The organism is Kitasatospora sp. SUK 42, assembly GCF_015776785.2.
Classification (GTDB): Bacteria; Actinomycetota; Actinomycetes; order Streptomycetales; family Streptomycetaceae; genus Kitasatospora.
In genome coordinates this window covers 17,540-39,222 of record NZ_LFMD02000025.1, presented here as the reverse complement: position 1 = coordinate 39,222, position 21,683 = coordinate 17,540, and the positions used below count along the sequence as shown (strand labels likewise).

At 73.4% G+C, this 21,683-nt stretch carries 19 protein-coding genes; 11 read left to right on the top strand and 8 right to left on the bottom strand.

The features are described from left to right. Nucleotides 1-121 precede the first annotated feature (121 nt). The 4 genes from RZ50_RS28365 (at nt 122) to RZ50_RS28350 (ending at nt 5,563) form a co-directional block, all read left to right on the top strand. Complete coding sequence (locus tag RZ50_RS28365) at nt 122-577, top strand: DUF6153 family protein (RefSeq protein WP_196952765.1); 456 nt, start codon at nt 122-124, stop codon at nt 575-577. A gap of 109 nt (nt 578-686) precedes the next feature. Further along, nucleotides 687-2,285, top strand: a complete 1,599-nt coding sequence (locus RZ50_RS28360; protein ID WP_196952764.1) for a multicopper oxidase family protein — start codon at nt 687-689, stop codon at nt 2,283-2,285. A gap of 277 nt (nt 2,286-2,562) precedes the next feature. Next, nucleotides 2,563-4,620 (top strand): APC family permease, encoded by a 2,058-nt coding sequence (locus RZ50_RS28355; RefSeq protein ID WP_196952763.1) that lies wholly within the window; start codon nt 2,563-2,565, stop codon nt 4,618-4,620. Nucleotides 4,621-4,801: 181 nt separating this feature from the next. After that, nucleotides 4,802-5,563 (top strand): bifunctional 2-polyprenyl-6-hydroxyphenol methylase/3-demethylubiquinol 3-O-methyltransferase UbiG, encoded by a 762-nt coding sequence (locus tag RZ50_RS28350; RefSeq protein ID WP_196952762.1) that lies wholly within the window; start codon nt 4,802-4,804, stop codon nt 5,561-5,563. A 152-nt stretch (nt 5,564-5,715) separates the two neighbouring features. Here the strand turns inward: RZ50_RS28350 and RZ50_RS29990 are convergent, their stop codons facing one another. The 3 genes from RZ50_RS29990 to RZ50_RS28335 all read right to left on the bottom strand — a co-directional run bounded on the left by RZ50_RS29990 (nt 5,716) and on the right by RZ50_RS28335 (nt 8,574). Continuing rightward, the gene (locus RZ50_RS29990) at nt 5,716-6,384 is read right to left on the bottom strand and encodes a transglycosylase family protein (protein WP_196951450.1); all 669 of its coding nucleotides are present in this window, start codon (nt 6,382-6,384) and stop codon (nt 5,716-5,718) included. A 364-nt stretch (nt 6,385-6,748) separates the two neighbouring features. Beyond that, the gene (locus tag RZ50_RS28340) at nt 6,749-7,909 is read right to left on the bottom strand and encodes a cysteine desulfurase family protein (RefSeq protein ID WP_308272435.1); all 1,161 of its coding nucleotides are present in this window, start codon (nt 7,907-7,909) and stop codon (nt 6,749-6,751) included. After that, entirely contained in the window at nt 7,906-8,574 is a 669-nt protein-coding gene (locus RZ50_RS28335; protein ID WP_196951449.1) for a metalloregulator ArsR/SmtB family transcription factor, read from the bottom strand. The genes RZ50_RS28340 and RZ50_RS28335 overlap by 4 nt, the downstream gene beginning before the upstream one ends. Before the next feature lie 156 nt (nt 8,575-8,730). On the opposite strand from RZ50_RS28335, the gene RZ50_RS28330 reads away from it, so the two are divergent. Then, the gene (locus RZ50_RS28330) at nt 8,731-10,029 is read left to right on the top strand and encodes an MFS transporter (RefSeq protein ID WP_308272433.1); all 1,299 of its coding nucleotides are present in this window, start codon (nt 8,731-8,733) and stop codon (nt 10,027-10,029) included. Nucleotides 10,030-10,191: 162 nt separating this feature from the next. Further along, nucleotides 10,192-11,799: a metallophosphoesterase family protein gene (locus tag RZ50_RS28325; protein ID WP_196951448.1), complete on the top strand. Its 1,608-nt coding sequence runs from the start codon at nt 10,192-10,194 to the stop codon at nt 11,797-11,799. 44 nt (nt 11,800-11,843) lie between these two features. Here RZ50_RS28325 and RZ50_RS28320 read toward each other — a convergent pair whose 3' ends face one another. Together RZ50_RS28320 and RZ50_RS28315 are read right to left on the bottom strand one after the other, a co-directional pair. Further along, a complete protein-coding gene (locus RZ50_RS28320) occupies nt 11,844-12,821 on the bottom strand; it encodes a Gfo/Idh/MocA family protein (protein ID WP_196951447.1) in 978 nt (325 codons plus the stop codon). A 157-nt stretch (nt 12,822-12,978) separates the two neighbouring features. Then, entirely contained in the window at nt 12,979-13,581 is a 603-nt protein-coding gene (locus tag RZ50_RS28315; protein WP_196951446.1) for a TetR/AcrR family transcriptional regulator, read from the bottom strand. A 58-nt stretch (nt 13,582-13,639) separates the two neighbouring features. Here RZ50_RS28315 and RZ50_RS28310 point away from each other — a divergent pair, with 58 nt between their 5' ends. From RZ50_RS28310 to RZ50_RS28300, 3 genes are all read left to right on the top strand, one after another. Continuing rightward, nucleotides 13,640-14,542: an alpha/beta fold hydrolase gene (locus tag RZ50_RS28310; protein WP_254803351.1), complete on the top strand. Its 903-nt coding sequence runs from the start codon at nt 13,640-13,642 to the stop codon at nt 14,540-14,542. Nucleotides 14,543-14,781: 239 nt separating this feature from the next. After that, a complete protein-coding gene (locus RZ50_RS28305; protein WP_196951445.1) occupies nt 14,782-15,261 on the top strand; it encodes a hypothetical protein in 480 nt (159 codons plus the stop codon). Between the two features lie 165 nt (nt 15,262-15,426). Further along, the gene (locus RZ50_RS28300; RefSeq protein WP_196951444.1) at nt 15,427-16,050 is read left to right on the top strand and encodes a hypothetical protein; all 624 of its coding nucleotides are present in this window, start codon (nt 15,427-15,429) and stop codon (nt 16,048-16,050) included. On the opposite strand, the gene RZ50_RS28295 is transcribed toward RZ50_RS28300, so the two are convergent. After that, nucleotides 16,038-16,502: a hypothetical protein gene (locus RZ50_RS28295; protein ID WP_196951443.1), complete on the bottom strand. Its 465-nt coding sequence runs from the start codon at nt 16,500-16,502 to the stop codon at nt 16,038-16,040. The genes RZ50_RS28300 and RZ50_RS28295 overlap by 13 nt on opposite strands. Nucleotides 16,503-17,019: 517 nt before the next feature. Here RZ50_RS28295 and RZ50_RS28290 point away from each other — a divergent pair. Continuing rightward, a complete protein-coding gene (locus tag RZ50_RS28290) occupies nt 17,020-18,261 on the top strand; it encodes an alpha/beta hydrolase family protein (RefSeq protein WP_196951442.1) in 1,242 nt (413 codons plus the stop codon). Between the two features lie 42 nt (nt 18,262-18,303). On the opposite strand, the gene RZ50_RS28285 is transcribed toward RZ50_RS28290, so the two are convergent. Next, nucleotides 18,304-18,789: a universal stress protein gene (locus tag RZ50_RS28285; protein ID WP_196951441.1), complete on the bottom strand. Its 486-nt coding sequence runs from the start codon at nt 18,787-18,789 to the stop codon at nt 18,304-18,306. Nucleotides 18,790-19,012: 223 nt separating this feature from the next. Beyond that, nucleotides 19,013-21,196 carry a potassium-transporting ATPase subunit KdpB gene (kdpB, locus tag RZ50_RS28280; protein ID WP_196951440.1) on the bottom strand — a complete coding sequence of 728 codons (2,184 nt, stop codon included), beginning with the start codon at nt 21,194-21,196 and terminating at the stop codon, nt 19,013-19,015. A gap of 301 nt (nt 21,197-21,497) precedes the next feature. On the opposite strand from kdpB, the gene RZ50_RS28275 reads away from it, so the two are divergent. Then, entirely contained in the window at nt 21,498-21,683 is a 186-nt protein-coding gene (locus tag RZ50_RS28275) for a hypothetical protein (RefSeq protein WP_196951439.1), read from the top strand.

Below are 21,683 nucleotides of genomic sequence, written 5' to 3'. Positions count from 1 at the left end.
GTCGAGCGCCGCCGCGGGTGGAGCGGGCCGTCGCGGGTGGGGCACCCGGCTCGGTCCGCGGGTGTGGTCCGGGATACCCTGCGGGGGTACGTGGCGGGCGGAGACGATCGGGAGGCGGACCATGGTGCGGCAGCGGCCGTTCGGTTCCGCGGTCCCGTGGGGGCCGCGCCTGCTGCTGCTCGCCGCCCTGCTGCTCGGCATCGTGACGATGCACACCCTCGGCCACCCGACCGGCGGCCACGGCGGCCACAGCGGCCACGGCGCCTACGAGGGGCACGGCCCGCAGGTGACGGCACAGGCGCAGCGGACGGTGGAGCACCACGAGGCCGCCGTCGCGCCGTCCCACGGCTCGGCGGCCGCCGACCCCTCCTCCGCCGACGGCATGGACCCGATGACGGTCTGCCTCGCCGTCCTGGCGGGCTGGACCCTGGTGCTGCTGGTCGCCGGCCCGCTGCTGCGCCGCAGCGGCGACGCCGCCGCCGAGGTGCGGGCCCGGCTGCTGCGGGCCGTTCGCGCACTGCCCCCGCCCGGGGGCGGGCGGATGCTCCTCACCCGGCTTTCGGTGCTGCGTCAGTAGGCGCGCGCCCGCCGCTCCGCGCCCGCTCGCGCTCCTTCGCGCCCGCGCACGGACCGGCCGACGCGACGTCCTGCACACCAACACCACACCGCACGAGGTGCACTCCGCCATGCGCACACCCACCCGCCGTACCGTCCTCGGCGCCGCGCTCGCCGCCGCCGGGACCGGCCTGCTCGCCGCCTGTTCCGGCTCCGACTCGATGAAGGGCATGGACCACGGCTCCATGAACCACGGGCCGACGAACGCCTCCGGCACCGGCGCCCCGACCACCGTGCCCGCCGGCTTCGTCTCCCCGACCGGCCCCGAGGTCGCCGCCGCCGAGGCCAGGCGCAACCCCGGGCCCGAGCGCAAGGTCGCGCTCACCGCCACCGAGACCACCCTCGACCTGGGCGGGCGCACCGTCCGCAGCTGGGCGTACGGCGACCGCCTGCCCGGCCAGGAGGTGCGTGCCACCCTCGGTGACACGCTCGCCGTCACCCTCGCCAACCACCTGCCGCAGCCCACCTCGCTGCACTGGCACGGCCTCGCGCTGCGCAACGACATGGACGGCGTGCCGGGTGTCACCCAGGCCGCCGTCAAGGCCGGCGCCTCCTTCGACTACCGCTTCGCGCTCTCCCACCCGGGCACCTACTGGTTCCACCCGCACTCCGGCGCCCAGCAGGACCGCGGCCTGTACGCGCCGCTGATCGTCGAGGACCCGAAGGAGCCGCTGAGCTACGACAAGGAGTGGGTCGTCGTCCTGGACGACTGGGTGGACGGCGTCGACGGCAGCACCCCGGACGCCGTCCTCGCCGAACTCGCCAAGGGCATGGGCGGGATGGACCACTCGGGCCACGACATGTCGGGGATGCCGGGGATGGACACGGGCGGAGCCGCCGGCCCCTCCCGGATGCTGATGGGCGCTCAGAGCCCGCTGCTCGGCGGCGACGCCGGTGACGTCGCGTACCCGTTCCACCTGGTCAACGGCCGTCTCCCGGCCGCGCCCGAGACCTTCGCCGCCAAGCCCGGCGACCGGATCCGGATCCGGCTGATCAACGCGGGCGGCGACACCGCCTACCGGGTCGCCCTCGGCGGCCACGAGTTGACCGTCACTCACACCGACGGCTTCCCGGTCGAGCGGGCCACCACCCAGGCGCTGCTGCTCGGCATGGGCGAACGCTACGACGTCCTGGTCACCGCCAAGGACGGCGCCTTCCCGCTCACCGCGCTCGCCGAGGGCAAGAACGCCACCGCGCTGGCCGTGCTGCGCACCGGCGGCGGCGCCGCGCCCGACGCCTCGGTGCGCCCGGCCGAGTTGGACGGCAGGCTGCTCACCGCCGCGCAGCTCAAGGCCGACGCGAGCGTGCGGCTGCCCGCGAGGGCGCCGGACCGTACGGTCGCGCTGGAGCTCACCGGCGGCATGGCGAAGGCGGACTGGGCGTTCAACGGCCGCAGGTACGACCCCGCGCAGCGCTACCCGGTGGCGGCGGGGGAGCGGGTCCGGCTGGAGTTCCGCAACAGCACGAGCATGTGGCACCCCGTCCACCTGCACGGGCACAGCTTCGCGCTGGGCGGCGACGGCCCGCGCAAGGACACCGCGATCGTGCTGCCGGGCGCGACCCTGGCCGTCGACTTCGACGCCGACAACCCGGGGCTGTGGATGGTGCACTGCCACAACGTGTACCACGCGGAGAACGGCATGATGACCGTCCTCGGCTACCGGGCCTGACCGCCCTTCCGCACCCGGATCCACCGGTGATCCACCCCTGGTTCATCCGTGATCCATCGGTGATCCACCGGTGATGCGCCCGTGATCCCGCCGGGGCGGGGACTCCCCTCCCCGCCCCGGCACTTGGCTTCGTGCGCCGTGCCACCTGCGGCGACCTGCGAGCCATGACGTTTTCTTAACGCGGGCCGATGGCGTTTCCTTAACGCCCGTCGCATAGCCTGTCGCACTGCCGTCGCCCGACGGCGCTTTTACGGGGTCTTTAAACAAGAGGTGCAAGGTGGTTTCGTCGGGTTCGACGGAGGCGACGGCGGAGGATCCGTCGTCGGCGCGAATACGCTTCCGCAGCTGGCTGCTGGAGGACGTGTCCGCGGACAAGCCCGCCAAGCGGGCCGACCAGGCGCAGGAGCGGCAGCAGGGCGCGGAGCCGGGGGACTCCGCCGCCAACGGCGCCGACGGTGAGAGCGCCGCCGACGCTCCGGACGCCGCCCACGGTGGCCACACGGGTCAGCGCTGGTGGCGCGTGATGTGCCTGACCGGCCTGGACTACTTCTCGACGCTCGGCTATCAGCCGGGCATCGCCGCCCTGGCCGCCGGTGTGCTGTCGCCGATCGCGACGATCGTGCTGGTGATCGTCACCCTGCTGGGCGCGCTGCCGGTCTACCGCCGGGTCGCTCAGGAGAGCCCGCGCGGTGAGGGCTCGATCGCGATGCTGGAGCGGCTGCTGTCGTTCTGGAAGGGCAAGCTGTTCGTCCTCGCGCTGCTCGGCTTCGCGGCGACGGACTTCCTGATCACCATCACCCTGTCCGCCGCCGACGCGAGCGCGCACCTGGTGGAGAACCCGCACCTGACCAGCATGCTCGGCGGCAAGCAGGTGCTGATCACGCTGATCCTGGTGGCCCTGCTCGGCGCGGTCTTCCTCAAGGGCTTCAGCGAGGCCATCGGCCTGGCCGTCGGGCTCGTCGGGGTCTACCTGGCGCTGAACGTGGTCGTGGTGGCGGTCGGCATCTGGAAGATCATCGAGGCCCCGCACGTGGTCACCGACTGGACCAACGCGCTGACCGCCCAGCACGGCAATCCGATCATCATGGTCGGCGTGGCCCTGGTGACCTTCCCGAAGCTCGCGCTCGGCCTGTCCGGCTTCGAGACCGGCGTCGCCGTGATGCCGCACATCAAGGGCGACCCGACCGACACCGACGCGAACCCGGCCGGCCGGATCCGCGGCACCCGCAAGCTGCTCACCACCGCCGCCGTGATCATGAGCGCCTTCCTCATCGCCACCAGCTTCATCACCACGTTGCTCATCCCGGCCGACGAGTTCAGGACCGGCGGCCAGGCCAACGGCCGCGCCCTGGCGTACCTCGCCCACCAGTACCTGGGCGGCGCCTTCGGCAGCGTCTACGACCTGTCGACCATCGCGATCCTCTGGTTCGCCGGCGCCTCCGCGATGGCGGGCATGCTCAACCTGCTGCCCCGCTACCTGCCGCGCTACGGCATGGCCCCGCACTGGGCGCGCGCCGTGCGGCCGATGGTGATCGTGCTGACCCTGATCGGCTTCCTGGTCACCTGGCTGTTCGACGCCAACGTGGACGCCCAGGGCGGCGCGTACGCGACCGGCGTGCTGGTGCTGATCAGCTCGGCGGCCATCGCGGTGACCATCGCCGCGTACCGCAAGCGCGAGCGCGGCTGGACCGTCGCCTTCGCGGCGATCGCGGCGATCTTCCTCTACACCACCGTGCTGAACGTCATGGAGCGCCCGGACGGCCTGAAGATCGGCGCCTGCTTCATCGCCGGCATCATCCTGGTCTCGCTGCTGTCCCGGCTGCGCCGCGCCTTCGAGCTGCGCGTCACCAATGTGGTGCTGGACGACGTGGCGGAACGTTTCATCCGCGACTACGCCCACCGGCCGCTGCGGCTGATCGCCAACGAGCCGAGCAACCGCGACGTCGCCGAGTACCGCGACAAGATCCGCCAGATCCGTGCCGACAACGACATCCCCGGCGAGGACGACCTGGTCTTCGTCGAGGTGACCGTCCGCGACGCCTCCGACTTCGAGTCCGAGCTGACCGTGCACGGCGAGGTGCTGCACGGTCGCTACCGGGTGCTGACCCTGGAGAGCTCCAGCATCCCGAACGCGATCGCCGCACTGGCCCTCACCGTCCGGGACCGTACGGGCAAGCAGCCGCACCTGTACTTCGAGTGGACCGAGGGCAACCCCTTCGCCCAGTTCTTGCGGTTCTTCCTGTTCGGTCAGGGCGAGGTCGCGCCGGTCACCCGCGAGGTGCTGCGCGAGGCGGAGCCGGACCGCAGCCGCCGCCCGCGCGTCCACGTCGGCTGACCCCGCACCCCGCACCCTGCGCCCCTGCACCCTGCGCCTCGGCCCGCCCGGTCTCCCAGGACCGGGCGGGCCGTCGGCGTCTCCGGGTGAACTTCTGGAGTGCGGTGGGGACCCGGGCGAACTCCTAGAGTGCGGTGGGGATCCGGAACCGCCGGACGCCGCGAGAAAGGGCCAGGCCCGCATGAGTACCGCACCCGAGCACTACGACCGTCTCCTCGCCGCCCACTACACCTGGATGCTCGGCGGCGACGTCCCCGCCCTCGCGCAGGCGCAGGCCGAACTGCTGGCCGGCCTCGGCGTCGTGCCCGAGGGGCCGGGCCGCACCGCCGTGGACCTCGGCGCCGGGCCGGGCACCCAGAGCCTGGCGCTCGCCGCACTCGGCTTCGACCAGGTCCTCGCCGTGGACACCAGCGCGCCGCTGCTGGCGGAGCTGGCCGAGTCGGCGGCGAAGGCCGGACACGGCGACGCCGTCCGCACCGTGGTGGCCGACCTGCGGGGCGCGCTGCCGCGGCACTCCGCGGCCGGCTCGGTGGCGGCGGTCCTCTGCATGGGAGACACCCTCACCCACCTCCCGCACCGGGAGGACGTCGCGGCGCTGCTGCGCGACGCGGCCACCGCGCTCGCCCCGGGCGGGCGGCTGGTGCTGTCCTTCCGGGACCTCACCCGCCCGCTCACGGGGACGGACCGCTTCCTGCCGGTGCGCTCCACCGAGGACCGGATCATGACCTGCTTCCTGGAGTACCCGGACGAGGACACCGCGCTCGTCCACGACCTGATCCACATCCGGGACGGCGGCGGCTGGGTGCAGCGGGTCAGCAGCTACCCGAAGCTGCGGCTGTCCGCCGGCTGGGTCGAGCAGCAGGTCCGGGCGGAAGGTCTGACGGTCGGCCACAGCGAGACCAACGCACGCGGGCTGCACGTGCTGGCGGCCGTGCGGCCGTAGGCCTCGAAGCCGCTGGAGGGGCCCGCCGGTACGTCCCCGGCGGAGCGCCGCCCCGGCGGGGGCCGGCGCCCGGCCTGCCGCACGGCGCCGCCCACGCCCGGATGGGGGAGGGCGTGGGCGGCGGGTCGGTGGGGTTGAGCGGGACGGGGGTGTCAGGAGGGCAGGCGGAGCACCAGCCCTGGCTGGATGAGGTCCGGATCGTCGCCGATGGCCTCGCGGTTGAGCTCGTAGAGGGCGGGCCAGCCGCCCGGGACGTCGAGGTCGAGGGCGAGGTCGCCGAGGGTGTCGTTCTCCCGGACCGTCCAGGTGCGGCCCTCGCCCTCGGTGTCGTCCGCCACGGGGGCGTGGGGGGCGGGGGCGTGGGAGACGGGGGTGTGGGAGTGGCTGTGGGCGGCCGGGGGCGGCGGCACGGAGCCGTGGTCGCGGGCGTGTTCCTGGGGGCGGGCGGCGCGGGCGCCGCAGACCGGCCAGGGGGAGAGACCGCGGCGGTCGGCCAGGTGCTGGGCCACCGCGATCTGTTCCTCGCGGCTGGCGAGGTCGGCGCGCGAGGCGTATTCGAGGCCGCCGTTCCCGCGCCAGGTGGACTGGTCGAACTGGAGGCCGCCGAAGTAGCCGTTGCCGTTGTTGATGTGCCAGTCGCCGCCGCTCTCACAGGCGGCCACGCGGTCCCAGTCGTACCTCCCGCCGTCCGATCGGCCCCCTGGGTCGGTCCCCTCGTCGCGGCCCGGCGGCGCGGCCTGGGCCGCGGGGGCGGTGAAGGCGACGGCGAAGGCGCAGAGCGCGGTGGGGACGATGCGGCGCAGACGATCGGTGGGAGGCATGGGCGGCTCTCAGGTTCGGGAACAAGGCATGCGCCGCCCGCGGGCGGCGCACTCCCACCCATGCACGTCGGGAGGGGCGTGCGGCCGCCGACACGTCCGGGAGGTCACCCGCCCGGCGGCCCGGTACCACCCCGGCGGCCCGCGGCCATTCGGCCGTCACCCCCGGCGGCGGCCGACTCCTGGAGCGGCCGGTGCGTCTCCTGAGGAAGGGCACGGAGCGACGGTGACGAGCGATCAGGGCGCCGCGCGGGCCGCGCCGAGTGGACCGAGCCGGGCGGGCCGCCGTGCGCGGCGGCCGGGCATGTGAGCCCCTCCGAGCCGCTGGAGCCCGGCCGACCTCAACTGGTCGGCCGGGCAGGGCGGTTCAGCTCGCCGAAGCCGCCGCGATCAGGGCCCCGGCGGCCGTTGTGATGTCCTCCGGAGTGGTCCAACGGCCCAGCGACAGCCGGACGGCGCCGAGTGCCCGCCCGGCGTCCAGCCCCATCGCGGTCAGCACCGGTGAGGGCGTGGGGGTGCCGCTGTGGCAGGCGGAGCCGGTGGAGGCGGCCAACTGTGGGGCCGCGTCCAGGAGTTGGTTCCCGTCCACGCCGTCGACGCGCAGGTTGAGGGTGTTCGGCAGCCGGCGGACGGCGGGGCCGTTCAGGTACACCCGGCCGGGCAGGGCGGCGGCGAGCCGGCCGTGCAGCTCGTCGCGCAGCACCCGGAGGCGGCCGGGGGCGCCGTCGGTGAGGTCCCCGGCGGCCAGCTGGGCGGCCGCGCCGAGCGCCACCGCGAGGGCGACGTTCTCGGTGCCGGCCCGCAGCCCGCGCTCCTGGCCGCCGCCGTAGACGACCGGCTCCAGCCGGACGCCCTGGCGCACGTACAGCGCGGCGGCGCCCTTGGGCGCGTACATCTTGTGCCCGACCAGGGTGAGCAGGTCCACCCCGAGGGCGTTCACGTCGAGCGGGACCTTCCCGGCGGCCTGGGCGGCGTCGCAGTGGAACAGCGCGCCGTGTGCCCGGGTGAGGGCGGCCAGCTCGGGGATCGGCTGGAGCGCGCCGGTCTCGTTGTTGGCGGCCATCACGGAGACCAGCACGGTGTCCCGGTCCAGCGCGGCGGCGAGGTCGGCCGGGCTGACGAGGCCCTCCCCGTCGACCGGCAGCACGGTGACCCGGGTGCCGTGCAGCCGCTCCAGGGACCGGCAGGTGGCGAGGATCGCCGGGTGTTCGGTGGCCTGGGTGATCACGTGCGGGTGCGGGCGGCCGGAGCCGAGCACGGCGCCCCGCAGGGCGAGCAGGTCGGCCTCGGAGCCGGAGGCGGTGAAGACGATCTCGCTGGAGGCGGCCCCGACGAACCCGGCCACCTGACTGCGGGCCCAGGCCAGGGCGGCGTGCGGCTCGCCGGCGTAGGAGTGGCCGCTGGACGGGTTGCCGAAGTAGTGGGTGAGGTGCGGCAGCATCGCCTCGACGACCCGGGGGTCGGCCGGGGTGGTGGCGTTGTAGTCGAGGTAGACCGGTCCGTCGGCCAGTCCCGGATGGAGGCTCACGCCGCCGCCCCCCTGGTGACCGGCAGCTCGGCCAGGCGCCACTCCAGCATCCCGTCGTTGAGCCGGACGGCCTGCCGCCCGCGCGCGGACAGCAGTCGGACGGCGTCGTACGCGAGCACGCAGTACTCTCCGCGGCAGTAGACGACCACCTCGGTGTCCGAGGGCAACTCGTCCAGGCGGTCGGCGAGTTCGCCCACCGGGATGGAGAGTGCGCCGGGGATGTGTCCGGCCAGGTACTCCTCCGCCGGGCGGACGTCCAGCACCACCACCTCCCCGGCCTCGGCGAGGGCGCGTAGCTCGTCGTTGCCGACCTCGCGGGCGCCGTCGCGGCCGAGGTAGGCGTCCAGGGCGGGCGGCACGGCGGCCTGGTGGCGCTCGGCGACCTTGCGGAGCAGGACGAGCAGCTCGCCGACGTCCTCGCCGGAGAGCCGGTAGTGGATGCGGACGCCCTCGCGGCGGGTGGTGACGAAGCCGGCCTGCTTGAGCGCCTGGAGGTGGGCGGAGGCGGTGGTCAGGTTGAGGCCGGCGGCCTTGGCGAGCGCGTCCACGGTGCGCTCGCCCTGGGCGAGCAGGTCGAGCAGCTCCAGGCGCTTCCCGCTGGCCAGGGCCTTCCCGCTGGCCGCGAACGCGTCGTACAGCCGCGCCTTCGCTCCGTTCTTGCCCATCGCTTCCTCGCTTCGCCTCGTCGCCGCGCGGTGGATCGGGAACCTTTATCCAAGGTTCCATGGAATAGGGTACCCGGCTTCGGCCGGTCGGTGTTCGGGCCGCTCGGGAGGTATTATCCAAAAATCCATGGAATATTGCTGAAGGAGGGTCGGGATGTGAACGTCGCCGACGAACGCCTGATACCGCGGCTCGGTCTGCGGGAGAACCTGCCGCAGTTCACCCTGCTGGTCGTGGTCACCGCCACCGTCGGCGGCCTGGTCGGGCTGGAGCGCACCACCGTGCCGCTCATCGGCTCCGAGGTCTTCCACCTGACCAGCGACCTCGCCGTCTTCTCCTTCATCATCGCCTTCGGCGTCACCAAGGCCCTGACCAACCTGGCCGCCGGCGCGCTGACCGCCCGCTTCCGCCGCAAGCAGCTGCTCATCGCGGGCTGGCTGATCGGCATCCCCGTCCCCTTCGTGCTGGCCTGGGCGCCCGCCTGGGGCTGGATCGTGGCCGCCAACGTGCTGCTCGGCATCAACCAGGGCCTCACCTGGTCGATGACCGTCAACATGAAGATCGACCTGGTCGGCCCGGCCCGGCGCGGGCTCGCCACCGGCCTCAACGAGGCCGCCGGGTACGCCTCGCTCGGCGCGACCGCGCTGGTCACCGGCTACCTCGCCACCGCGTACGGGCTGCGCCCGACCCCCGAGCTGATCGGCGTCGTCTTCGTCGTCGCCGGCCTCGCGCTCTCCCTGGTCGTCCGCGACACCGCGGCGCACGTCGCCCTGGAGCTCGCCCAGCACCCCGAGCCGGCCGACGACGTCCCGCAGGAGCGCCCGGGCCTGTGGCGGACCTTCGCCGACACCTCCTGGCGGAACCGCTCGATGCGCGGCGCCAGCCAGGCCGGGCTGGTCAACAACCTCAACGACGGCCTCACCTGGGGCGTCTTCCCGCTGCTGTTCACCGACCACGGGCTCGGGCTCGCGGCGATCGGCCTGATCAAGGGTCTCTACCCGCTGCTGTGGGGCTTCGGGCAGATCCCCACCGGGCACCTGGCCGACAGGCTGGGGCGCAAGCCGCTGATCGTCACCGGCATGCTGGTCCAGGCCGTCGGCCTCGGGCTCGCCCTGGTGCTGCTCGACCGGCCGCTGCTCGCCGGGATCGTCTCGGCGGTGCTGCTCGGGTTCGGCACCGCGATGGTCTACCCGGCGCTGATCGCCTCCGTCTCCGACCACGCCCACCCGAACTCGCGGGCCAACGCCCTCGGCACCTACCGGTTCTGGCGCGACATCGGCTACGCGGCGGGTGCGCTCGTCGCCGGGGTGCTCGCGGACGCGCTCGGGCTGAACGCGACCATCGTCGCCGCGGCGGTGCTCACCGCGGCCTCCGGGCTGTTCGCGGCGCGACTGGTCAAGGAGAAGTCCGTGCACCAAGCGCCGGACGCACTGCGCGTCGGACGCGCCGGGACCTGACGCACCGAGACCTGACGCCGGTCCACACCGCCGCCCTGGCCGGCGAGTGGTGTGGGCCAGCGTTCAACTGCCGTTCGCCGTCCACACCTTCGAGCGTGGTGTGGACGTACCGTCCGACTGGGAGCCTCCTGGGCGTTTCTCGGAACCCAGGAGGCGGCAGTGGTGGCACAACCTTCTCGCAGAACGGTCCTTCGGACGGGTACGGCCGTCGGCGCGCTCACCGCGCTGCCCGCGTCCACCCTGCTGTGGACCCAGCCGGCCGTGGCCGGCACCCCCGGAGCTGAGCAGATCCACCTCCAGTGGGGCAACGAGCCGTCCCGCGAGATGACCGTCTCCTGGGCGACCGCCGCCACGGTGCGGCGCCCCCGGGTACGGATCGGCACCCCGAAGGGCGGCGCGGGCCGCACCGTGGACGCGCACAGCCGCAGCTACGTCGACGGCCTCAACAAGGTCGAGACCTTCACCCACCACGTCCGCCTGAACGGCCTGCGGCCCGACACCACGTACGTCTACGAGGTGCTGCACGACGGCGCCGACCCGGTGCGCGGCACCTTCCGCACCGCGCCCGCGCGCGGCCGGGCCGCGTTCCGCTTCACCAGCTTCGGGGACCTGGGCACCGGCGACAACGTGTTCAAGAAGTCCTCGATCCACGGCGCGGCGGCCGTCCGCCAGGTCGAGCAGTTCGCCCCGCTGTTCCACCTGCTCAACGGCGACCTCGCGTACGCCAACAACAACCCGCAGCTCCAGCCGCAGGCCTGGAACGCGTTCATGAACAACATGGGCAAGTCGGCCGCCAACCGCCCGTGGATGCCCGCGCCCGGCAACCACGAGGTCGAGGCCGGCGGCGGGGACCTCGGGTACGCCTCCTACCTGACCCGCTTCGAACTGCCCGACAACGGCACCCGCGACTACTGCGGCAACTGGTACAGCTTCCAGGTCGGCTCCGTCCTCTTCGTCAGCCTGGACGGCAACGAGATCGCCGTCGAGGACGACGCCAGCCTCGACCCGGCCACCGGCCAGTCCATCTACATCAGCGACTACAGCGAGGGTGCCCAACTCCGCTGGCTGGAGCGGGTGCTGTCGCGCGCCCGGGCCGGGCGCCAGGTGGACTGGATCGTCGCCAACCTGCACCAGTTCGCGATGTCCTCCTCGGCCGCCAGCCACGGTGGCGACATGGGCATCCGGGAGAAGCTGCTGCCGCTGCTCGACCGCTACTCCGTCGACCTCGTGCTGGCCGGCCACGACCACGACTACGAGCGCACCCACCCCGTGCGCGGCACCGAGCCTGGCGGGCTGCTCACCCCCGCCGTCGCCGACGACGACCTGCGCCAGATCGACACCTCGCAGGGCACCGTCCACCTGATCCTGGGCGGCGGCGGCACCGCCGGGCACGACGACGTCTACCTGCCCGCCGACGGGGACGGTGTCCGCGAGGCCACCGTCCGCACCCAGCGCCTCACCTTCAAGGCCGACCCGGACGCCAAGGAGAAGGCCCACTGGTCGGCCGTCACCGACCCGGACACCAACTTCCCCTACGGCGTCGCGGTCTTCGACGTGGACCCCGGGCTGGTCCCGGGCGGCCGGACCACCATCACCGTCAGCTACTACCACTCGACGCAGGCCACCGCCGCCAACCCCTTCCCGACGCCGGTGCTGTTCGACCGCTTCACCCTGTACCGCGACCGCAGCGACGGCTGGAACGGCGACGACCAGGGCGAGGACGAGAACGACGACTCCCGGGGCGACAGGGCCACGGCCGGTCGACGGTAGTCCGCCTCCTCCAGGGCCTGCCGCGCAGCTCCGCGCGGCGGGCCCTACCGCTGTTCGGGCGTTTCCTCGGGCGACTCCTCAGGCGTCGCGCGGTGGATCGCGGTGATCGTCGCCGCCGTGTCGAAGCCGAGGACCGGATGGGGGCTGCCGGAGAGCAGGCTGGCGTAGAGCGGACGGTAGTGGGCGACCTTGCGCGGGGTGCGGCCGTCGGTGCCGAAGGCGGCCAGCAACTCACCGCCCCGGGCGGCGAATCCGGTCATGGCGGTGTGGTCGATCCAGACCTCCACGCCGGAGCGGCCGCACACCAGGCTGCTCTCCTTGCTGCTGGAGCCGGTCAGCCAGCTGCTGCGCAGGCGGGCCGTCCCCACCTCGCCCCGGGAGCGGAACTCCACGGTGCACCACGCGCTCGCGCCGCCGTCCGTCTGATGGGAGGAGGTGAGTCCGGTGAGGTCGACGAAGCGGGTGAGCATGCTGAGCTGGTTCACCCCGGAGTCCGTCCAGCTGGAGACGTACGAGGCGAAGGCCTCCGTCGGGCGAAGCACGTACGGGTCGTAGAAGGCCGAGGTGATGGTCGTGACCGGCCCCCACTCCGGGTTCGCGGCGAGCAGATCCGCCGCCCAGTCGACCTCGGGGGAGAAGGCGAAGTGGTGGGCGGTGAACACGCGGCCCTGGACGTCGGCCTTCCCGTCCAGTTCGCGCAGCCCCGCGAGGGAGGCGAGGTCGTGGACGAGGGGCTTCTCCACGAGCACTCTGGCCGTGGAGTGGAGGAGGGCCAGGCGCGTCAGCTCGGCGTGCGTCTCCGTCGGGGTGGCGAGGACCAGCAGGTCCGGCTGGTGTGCGTCGAGCGCCTGGGCGAGGCCGCCGTGGTGGGGCGGCGTGGTGCCCCGGAACTCGACCGGCCCGACCGGCCGTGAGTCGACCGTGAACTCCAGCGCCACGTCGTCCCGTTCGGCCAGAACGGCGAGGTGGGTCTCGGCGATGATGCCGACCCCGACCAGGCCGACACGTATCGGATCGGTCATGAGAGCTCTTCCCCTCCTCCGGCACGGGGCCCGGGCTCCCGGGCCTTCGCGTCTCATCGTCGCGCGGCCACCCCGGCCCGCCGGCCCAACGATACGGGTCGGTCGTACTCCCTTTCACCGTCCTGCCCCGTCGCGATCGTGATCGCGGTGGAACGTCCTAGCCGGGGAAGACGCGGCTGAGGTGGTAGTGGAGGACGGCGGTCGCGTCCTCCGCCGTGCGCTGGTCGAGCAGGACGCTCAGGCCGAGGCCGGCGGAGACGGCGAGGAGGAGGACGGCCTCCTGGCGGGGGTCGAGGTGGGGGTCGGCGGTTCCGGCTTCCTGGGCGGCGGTCAGGTGGGCGGCCAGGAAGGCCTCCATCTCGTCGGGGGCCGCGAGGAAGGGCCGGCCGCCGAGTGCCGGGTCGGTGACGGAGAGGACCGCGTACTCGGTGTAGATGAGGTGGAAGGCCCGGCTCTCCTCGTCGGTGGGGACGGCTTCGAGCAGGACCGCCTCGATGATGCCGCGCGGGTCGGTGGCGGCGCCGGTCGTGCGGACGCGCTGTTGGACCCGTTCGCCCATGCGGGTGGCCAGGCGGGTCATGGCGGCGAGGAGCAGCTGCTCCTTGGTGTCGAAGTAGTACTGGACGAGGCGCACCGAGACGTCCGCTTCGACCGCCACGGAGCGCATGGTGACGGAGTGGAGGCCGCTGCTCGCCGCTGAGCGGAGCAGGGCGTCGATGATGTGGGCCCGCCGCTCCTCGTGATCCACCAGCTTGGGCATCGGGTTCCTTCCAGATGTTTTTGTGGTACAACCATACCATCAAAGCGAGGGAGGGGTCATGACCAGGACCAGCGTCGGACACTTCGTCAGTGAGACGGCTCGGGCGAAGTTCCTTGAGGCGTACGACCGGGCGATGGAGCTGTGGCCCGGGCCGCGCCAGGAGTCGGATGTCGAGACCGCGTACGGGACCGTCCACGTGCACCGCTACGGCCCGACGAGCGGAGAACCGATCGTCCTGTTGCACGGCCACGCCGGGCATCCGTCCAACTGGTACCCGCAGATCGCGGCGCTGGGGGAGCGGCACCCGGTGTACGCGATCTCCACGCTGGACGACCCCGGCCGCAGCGTGCAGCGCGCCGTCGCGGCCGGGTCGGCGGAGAACGCGGCCTGGCTGGGGGAGGTGCTCGCCGGTCTCGGGCTGGAGCGGGTGCACCTGGTCGGCGTTTCGTACGGGGGCTGGCTGGCGCTGAACCAGGCGATCCACGCGCCGGAGCGTCTGGCGTCCGTGGCGTCGCTGGACCCGGGCGGGATCGAGAAGGTCCCCGCGCGGTTCTACGTCCACATGGTCGGCGGACTGTTCGGCATGCTGGCCCCGCGCCCGCTGCGCCCGGCGGTCGGGAGGCTGCTGGCCAATCCGGCGCTGAGCGCGCCGCGCGAGATGATCGCGCCGCTGATGCTCGCCATGCGGAGCTACAAGCCGAACGGTCGACCGGCGGCCCGGCCGTTCACGGACGAGGAGTTGGGGTCGATCCGGCTGCCCGCGCTGGTGCTGGTCGGCAAGCGCAGTGCGCTGCTGCGGCCGCGTCAGGTGGTGGAGCGGGTCACGGAGCTGATTCCGGGCGTGCGGGCGGAGATCGTGGAGCGCGCCGGGCACGGCCTGAACCTGGAGCGGCCCGAGGTGGTGAACGAGCGACTGCTGCGGTTCATCGGCTCCGTCCGGGAGGAGTCGCAGACCGCGTAGCCCGGCTGTTCTCGCCTGCGCTGCTGGCGGCCGTACGGAGCCCGGAGGCGGTGCACGCCTGGTCGGAGCGGTGGAGGACCGGGCGGGCGACGGCGGGGTGGGCCGCCAGTGGGGTCCTCCTGGGTGCGCTCGGGTGGTCCTCCCCGGCGCCGGTCCGACGATCGGACGACTCGGCGCGCGGCCTCCCGGGGTGGCGGTTAGCGTCGGCCGCGACACGCCTCAAGACCCCGGAGGTCGCAGTGCAACGGTGGATCGTCCTGACAGTCCTCACCACGGCCCTTGCCGGCCTCGTCGGCCTTGCCGGCCTCACGGGCCTCGCCGTGCCCGCCCACGCCGTACTCGACGACGACGACGGGCCGGATCCGGTGGTCACCGAGGTCAGCCTCGGTGACATCCGGATCGATCCGAAGGTCCCCGGCCGGGTCCGGGTGAACGTCGACTACCGCTGCTCGATCGCCGACGAGGCCCGCTCGCTCACCGTCTCGGTGGAGGAGAAGGACCCGGAGGACACCTCCTCGATCGCCTTCGGTTCCGCCCGGACGCCCGAGGCCGAGGTGATCTGCGACGGCGAGCGGCAGCACCGTCAACTGGTCGTCCAGTCCAAGACCATGAACTGGATCCCGGACGCCGACGCCGTCGTGATCGCCACCGTCGCCAACGTCGGCGCCAGCCCGTCGGCCTCCTCCGAGGCCAGCCGGGTGAGGCTCGTCACCACCTGACGCCCGCCACCGCGCGACGCACCCGCCCGGCGGGGCCGGCGTTGGCCGGAGCGCCCCCTCCTCTTCCCCAACCCCACAGGTGAATGGGGCTGCTCCGACCTGGCCCCGTGTTCTACAGTGCTGTAGAACTATGGCCCACAGGTGTACAGCGAACGGGGGCACGGCATGGACAGGCCGCTTCGACTGCCGCAGCAGGATCGGGCCGACTTCGAGACGGAGCTCGGGAGGGCGCTGGCGATGCCGCAGGTGCGGGCGGCGCTGCGGGAGAGGGGCGAGGAGGCGCGCGGGGTCGAGCGGCTGCGGCGGACGGCGCGGGAGAACGCGGAGTACGTGCTGGCCGCGGCGGCGCCGGAGTACGAGCGCTACGCGACGCTGCGGGCGGACGCCGACGCGGTGTCGCGGCTGCCGGTCGACACCCCGGCGCGGGAGCGGGTCTCAGGGTGGTGGGGCGTGCTCGGCGTGATCGTGCCGATAGTCGCCGTCGCGGCCGCCGTGGTCTTCCTGCTGCTCGGCTACGTGCTGGGCCTGACCGAGGACTTGGAGGTCCTGGGGCGCGCACTGGTGGACGCCGGATGGGTGGCCGCCGGGATCGCGGCGGTGTGCCTGCTGGTCGGCGGCCTGGGGCTGCTGGGTACGGCGGCCCGGGCGGAGGGCCCGTCGGCCGCGGAGGCGAACGGGCCGGGCGAGCTGGTGCAGGCGCGGGACGCCTGGCGGTCGGCGCTGGCGGAGCGTGGGCTGGTGCCGTTCCTGCTGACGCAGGTCAACGCCGCGCCCGGTCAGCGCCTCTGATCGAGCTTCGGTGCCCGGGCGGCGTCGACCAGCAGCTGGGCGGCGGCGAGCGGGATGTCCAGCCGCCGGGAGATCCAGGAGGCGGTGCGGCCGGCCCGGGCGAGCATCCAGGCCGAGTACAACTGTCCCAGCTGGGGCGCCTGTTCGGAGAGCAGTAAGGGGCGGACGGCCTCCATCGGGAAGCCTTCGAGCGCGCGGGCGCTGTACTCGCGGCCGTTCGGGCCGGGCGGCGGCAGCGGGAGCGGCCGGCGGGCGTCGAGCCAGCGGCTGAACAGGACCGCGCCGACCATCAGCAGGCCCGAACAGGAGGCGCCGATCAGGATGCCGCCGATGACCGGACGGTGCTCCTCCTCCGCCATGCCGAGGGCGATCTCCTCCAGGACCAGCAGTCCGAGGACGGTGACCAGCGCCGCCGCCTCGCCTGGGCGCGGGAGGAGTTGGGACGTCGTCATGGGGTACCTCTTCCTCGGCGCGGAGGCCGGGAGTCGGGGGTGGGCTCGGCGGTTCACCTTCCGTACAACGGCGCCGGGCGGCCGGGGGCACGCCTGCGGGGCCGGGCCGGTGAAGGGCCGGGCACTGAGTTGACGCATCGTCAGAACGTCATCGGGGGGCCTGAGTTCCGCCGGAAGCGGACCCACCGGTTCGGGAGGTGGAGGGGGAGTGGGCGCGATCGCGGCCCGGACTGCTGCGGTCCATGCGTCCCGGGTCCCGGTGTCTCGCCTCCTTCCGGTCGGGCGCGCCTGGGCGGCGCGGTCGTCGACGGGGGCAGGGGCTCATCTTCGGGCGTTTCGACAGCATAGCCCGGTCATGCCAAGTTCGACAGCCGTGTCGAACTTGGCGGGGCGGGTTGTTCGGGGGCGGGGTGCGCGGGCATCGGTGCTGGTGACGTACGGTGCCTCAGCGGGCACCCTGGGTGGGGGGCTCGCTTCCCCGGTCGGTGGTCCACAGTGGTAGGGGAGGCCGGGACAGATGGGACTCACCAGTCACAAGCTGCTGGCGCTGATGGCACTGCTCGTGGTGTTCACGGTGCTCGGCACGCTCTGGGTCTGGCCCCGGCTCGCCGTCCGCAGCTGGCCCGCGATGTTCCTGCGGCTCGGCACCATCGCGCTCACCCAGCTGACCCTGCTGGCCACGCTCGGGTTCGCCGTCAACGACTACTTCGTCTTCTACAGCAGCTGGTCCGACCTGCTCGGGCGCGAGCGCAGCCTCGGCGTGGTCCAGGGGGCCGGGGGCTCGCCGGGCGTGCCGGGCCCGCCGGGCGTTCAGGGCGTTCAGGGAGGCCAGGGAGGTCAGAGCGGCCAGGGCGGGCAGGCCGGACAGGGCGGGGCCGGTGGTACGGGCGCCGCGGGCGGTCCGCCGGCCGGGGTGCAGGTGCTCGGCCCGGCGGAGATCACCGGCGCCGGATCGGTCGGCCGCGAGCCCGCCCGGATCGGCCGGCTCGACCGCGTCCGGCTGCCCGGCGCCACCACCGGGCTGAGCACCGACGGGTACGTCTACCTGCCGCCGCAGTACTTCCGGCCCGGCAACGAGGGTCTGCGCTTCCCGGCCGTGCTGGTGATGACCGGCTTCCCCGGGGACGCCGCCAACCTGGTCACCAAGCTGCGCTACCCGGCCACCGAGCTCGACCTGCTGCACAAGGGGGAGGTGAAGCCGACGGTGCTGGTGCTGATGCGGCCCTCGCCCAGCATGCCCCGGGACAGCGAGTGCGAGGACGTCCCGGGCGGCCCGCAGGCCCAGAGCTACTTCACCGTCGACGTGCCCGCCGACCTGCGGGCCACCTACCGGGTGCTGGGCGGGGAGGGCAGCCTGGGCGTCATGGGCGACTCGACCGGCGGCTACTGCGCCGTCAAGCTCGGCATGGCGCACCCGCGGACCTTCCCGGCGGCGGTCTCGCTCTCCGGCTACTTCAAGGCGGCGGAGGACGTCACCACCGGTGACCTCTTCGGCGGTGACCGGCAGCGCCGCGACGAGGCCGACCTCAACTGGAGGCTGGCCCACCTGCCGATGCCCGAGCTCGCGGTGCTGCTCGCCGACAGCAAGGAGGACGGGACGACCTACGCCGACTCCACGGCCTTCGCGGCGGCCGCCCGTCCGCCGATGGTGGTGGCCCAGGCCACGGTGGACACCGGCGGCCACAACTTCACCACCTGGGACCGGCTGATCCCGCCCTCCCTCGGCTGGCTCAGCGCCCACCTGCCGGGCCCCCACTGAGCCGGCCGAGGGGGGACGGGATCGCTCCTGGGCGAAGCGGGCTCAGCGGGCCAGCAGCGGGAGCGGCGCCCCGGTGCGGGCGGGCAGTTCGAGCCGGGTCAGCAGCGCCGAGGGGGAGACCTCCACCACCCGGCAGCCCGACCGGTGCCGGCAGTGCCGGGCGACCGATCCGCCGCGCAGCCGGTCGAAGCGGCGGCGGGTGGCGGCGCCGAGCACCAGCAGGTCGTCCGGCCCGGTGACGGCGCCGACCAGGGCGGGCCCCGGTTCGGAGCGCACCACCAGGGGGTGGATGACCAGCCCGGACGGGTAGCCGCCGTAGGCCTGCTCGAAGGCGATGTCCAGGCGCCGCCGGGCGGCGTGCTCCAGTTCGGAGAGCGGGCGCAGGTCGTCCCGGTCGCTCGCCGTCCACGCGACGACGGGCACCAGCACGGCCGCGTTCCGGGCCGCCTCGCCGACGGCGTGGTAGAGGGCGGCCAGACTGCTCAGTGATCCGCTCAGGCCGACGATCACTCGGGTGGTCCCGGTCATGGCCGTTCGCCTCCGTCTCTCCGGATGGACTCTCCGGCTCCGTTGGTCCGGTCGGGCGGTCCGGTCGGATGGTTCCGGTCGGGTCGTTCCGGTCGGGTACTCCTCGCTTCGGATGTCTCCAGTGAACCCCGGAACCGGGCCGTCCGGACCGGCGCTGACACCACCATGACGCCCGCCGCGCACTTCTTGACGGTCTTCTGACAGGCCTCGTCCGCCTCCCGTCTCAGCCCAGTCCCGGCACGAACTCGATCAGCAGGTCGATCGCCTTGATGCCGAGGAACGGCAGGACCAGCCCGCCCAGCCCGTACACCCGCAGGTTGCGCCGGAGCAGGTCGGTCGCGGAGGCGGGCTGGTAGCGCACGCCGCGCAGCGCCAGCGGGATCAGCGCGATGATGATCAGCGCGTTGAAGATGATCGCGGAGGCGATCGCCGAGGTGGGGCTGTGCAGCTCCATGATGTTGAGGTCGTGCAGCCGGGGGTAGGAGCCGGAGAACATCGCGGGGATGATCGCGAAGAACTTGGCGACGTCGTTGGTGATCGAGAAGGTGGTCAACGCGCCCCGGGTGATGAGGAGTTGCTTGCCCACCCGGATGATGTCGATCAGCTTCGCCGGGTTGGAGTCGAGGTCGACCATGTTGCCGGCCTCCTTGGCGGCCGGGGTGCCGGAGTTCATCGCGACGCCGACGTCGGCCTGGGCGAGCGCGGGGGCGTCGTTGGTGCCGTCGCCGGTCATCGCGACCATGTTCCCGGCGGCCTGCTCGCGCCGCAGGTGGGCCAGCTTGTCCTCGGGGGTGGCCTCGGCGAGGAAGTCGTCCACCCCGGCCTCCTCCGCGATCGCCCTGGCGGTCAGCGGGTTGTCGCCGGTGACCATCACGGTGCGGATGCCCATCCGCCGCAGCTCGGCGAAGCGTTCGGCGATGCCCTCCTTGACCACGTCCTTGAGCTCGACCACGCCCAGCGCCCGGGCGCCGTGCCGGTCGTGCACGGCGACCAGCAGCGGGGTGCCGCCGGCCTCGGCGATCCGGTCGACCAGCGGCTTGGCCTCCATCGGCAGCCGCCCGCCCGAGTCCACCACCCAGCGGGCGACGGCGGCGGCCGCGCCCTTGCGGATCAGGCAGCCGCTGCCGTCCGGCCAGCTCAGGTCCACGCCGCTCATCCGGCTGTGCGCCGTGAACGGCACCGGCCGCTGCTCGCCCAGTTCGCCGGGGGAGCGCGGCGGCACCCAGTACTGACGGTTCGTCAGTTCCACCAGTGAGCGCCCCTCCGGCGTCTCGTCCGCGACGGAGGCCAACTGGGCCGCCTCGGCGAGCTGTTCGGCGGTCGCGCCGGGCAGGGGGTGCAGGGCGACGGCCCGGCGGTTGCCGTGGGTGATGGTGCCGGTCTTGTCGAGCAGCAGCACGTCCACGTCCCCGGCGGCCTCCACGGCCCGGCCGGAGAGGGCGACCACGTTGCGCTGCACCAGCCGGTCCATCCCGGCGATGCCGATCGCGGACAGCAGGGCGCCGATCGTGGTCGGGATGAGCGCGACCATCAGCGCGACCAGCACGATCGTGGTCTGCGGCGCGTGGGCGTAGATGGCCATCGGCTGCAGCGAGACCACCGAGAGCAGGAAGACGATGGTCATCGAGGCCAGCAGGATGTTCAGCGCGACCTCGTTCGGCGTCTTCTGTCGGTCGGCGCCCTCGACCAGCGCGATCATCCGGTCCACGAAGCTCTGCCCGGGGCGGGAGGTGACCCGTACGACCAGGTGGTCGGAGAGCACCCGGGTGCCGCCGGTGACACCGGTGCGGTCCCCGCCGGACTCGCGGATCACCGGCGCGGACTCCCCGGTGATCGCCGACTCGTCGACGCTCGCGACGCCCTCGACCACCTCGCCGTCCTGCGGGATCACCTCACCGGCCGGCACCAGGACGATGTCGTGCGGCACCAGGTGCTCGGCGGGGACGACCTCGTGGCGGTGGTCACGGGTGCCGACCCGCCAGTGCAGCAGCCGCCGGGCCGTCGTACCCGCCTGGGCGCGGCGCAGCGAGTCGGCCTGGGCCTTGCCCCGGCTCTCGGCGACGGCCTCGGCGAGGTTGGCGAACAGCACGGTCAGCCAGAGCCAGAAGGAGATCACCCAGCCGAAGACGCTGGGGTGGATCACGGCGCTGATGGTGGTGAGCGCCGAACCGGTCTCCACCACCATCATCACCGGGTTGCGCAGCATGGCGCGCGGGTGGAGCTTGCGGACGGTGGCGGGCAGCGCCTCGGCCAGCTGGCGGCGGGTGATCAGCCGGCGGCGGCCGCCCGCGGACCTGGGCGGCCGGTGGCTCGGGTGGGGCGGCTCCGGCGCGGGCGGTTGCGGGCGGCGGAACCAGTTCTGCTGGTCGGAGGTGTGGTCCGGGGTGGTGAGGGCCGAACGGCGCATCGTCTCGGGGGACCTTCCGGGGCCGCCCGGGCTCGGCGGGGCGGCGGGTTGGGTGGGGCTGCGGGGACGGCGGACAGCCCACCACCGGTTCGGCCGGGAACATGCCGCCCTTGACGCGGGCTTGGCGGCGCACCGGCCAACTTTGACAGTTCCCTGACACGCCTTTCGGGTCGCTGTCAGGAAGGCGTCAAGGACCGCGGTCGGGGCGTACGCCATGCGTCAAGGGCGGATGCGATCGGTGTGCGGAGGGTCTCCACTGGAGGGGTCCGGCCGTACGGCCCACCACCGAAGGGATCCCGTCATGACCACCGCCACCGCCGTCATCGACTACGTCGAGGTCGACCAGCCGTACGAGCGGACGATCCGCCTCGCGCCCGTGAGTGGACGCCAGGACCGCCCCGAGCCGCCCGATCCGGCGGCCCCGGTGGCCGACCGTGCGCACACCCGCGCGGCGAACTGCCGCTTCGCGATGCACTACGAGGACTGA